Consider the following 1,476-nt stretch of genomic DNA (forward strand, 5'->3'; position numbering starts at 1 on the left):
AAAAATAACGTTAAGGGGCGTGTATTCAGCCAAAAGCCGATTAAAAGTCCATCAAAATAGAAAAAAGCAGCTTTTCCTCGAGTTGTTTGGCTTGCTAGAAACTTTTTCCAAATAATACTTCCGGATTTCAACAGCCTGTTAAAGGCAGTATGTAAAATAAGTAGAAAAATAAATAGTATCAAATCTCAACAAGACAATTATCAACTATAATAGATTTGAACTTCGAACCAATAGTGGAATTTCCCTTTTCAGTATCAATTGCTAAATTGAAACTACCACAACAGGTGCTGCTGGAACGTATCGCCACTAGTGGTGCATGGGTTGATTCCGCACTCTAAAAATAGAGCGACTGTGGCACTCATTGAGTGTAGAAAGCCTAGCGATCGCCGCGATCTTTGCTAATGTAAAGACGCTTTTCCTGGGCGCTTGACTCTAGGCCTAGTTTCCGGCGATAACGGCAATTCTCTTATGCAGCGAGCAAATCGTTTTGCTGCCTCATAAATAATGTATTTCGCGATCGATCACATCTGATTGTTTATGGCCTGCTGTTCAAGCAACCCATAACAAATCAAGCCTGCTTATCTGTGATCTTGCCAAAGTGCTAAAGGCATGCGCTGAAATCTTTTTCATGTGTACGATATCTGTTTTTGCTTTATTATTGATTCTTTTTTTGTGATGTAAGTTGTATTGGACTCTATATCCTTATTTACGAAGCTCATTGCCCCTAATGTAACATTATCACCAATGCGTACGCCATCACCAATGATGCAGCTATTTGCTCCAATATTGACATTATCACCGATTACAACACCTTCTGAGCTTGCATCATTTGTCGTCCCAATGGTCGTATTTTGTCGAATTTTGCAATTTTTACCAATCTTTGTCTTGGGATTGATAACTATTCCAGACAAATGCCCAATACAAAATCCAATATCTATGCTGCTTTCTCTATGAATGTCGCAGCAATACTTGAATCTTATTCTTTTGTTGATTGTTTTGGCTAGTTTATCTGCTAAAAAATTATTTTTACGATATAAAACATATGCTGCACGATACCAAAATATATAGTTGGCTTCCCTGTTAGTTTGTATTCTTTTTAGAGCCTTTATCCAAGAAAATTTATGTTTTGGTTTTAAAACTTCATAAGTTAAATATTCTTTAAAAGTATACATCTTTAGCGCTCCTAGCTTGGTTAAGTGTAGATGCACATAAAGCTTCTAATATGGGCGCAATTTACTGTATACCTTACTGGATTTTTATACGTCCAGCATTGAGGTGTACCAATGATGCGAAACTTCTCTTCAGAGGAGTATGATCACCAGGCTGCCGGTGATCATACCTATTAGCTGACAGTAATGGCAACCGCTTTCTTTAAATAGGTACGTTATCGATTTTTTTGAAACGCGGATTCAACCTTGAAGCGCATACCATTTATGCGGCTTGTGCCGCCAAGTAATTATCCATTAAATCTTCTGG

1 protein-coding gene is annotated in these 1,476 nt (G+C 37.5%); it reads right to left on the reverse strand.

The window, feature by feature from the left end:
• Window positions 1–626 precede the first annotated feature (626 nt).
• Entirely contained in the window at window positions 627–1,172 is a 546-nt protein-coding gene (locus Q1A48_RS21185) for a DapH/DapD/GlmU-related protein (protein WP_299948833.1), read from the reverse strand.
• Window positions 1,173–1,476 lie beyond the last annotated feature (304 nt).

The sequence above is a fragment of the uncultured Microbulbifer sp. genome (assembly GCF_947489355.1).
Taxonomy (GTDB): domain Bacteria; phylum Pseudomonadota; class Gammaproteobacteria; order Pseudomonadales; family Cellvibrionaceae; genus Microbulbifer.

What these genes read in the sequence shown, in the direction of transcription:
- Q1A48_RS21185 (WP_299948833.1), bottom strand. Translation starts at nt 1,172, where the DNA reads ATGTATACTTTTAAAGAATATTTAACTTATGAAGTTTTAAAACCAAAA.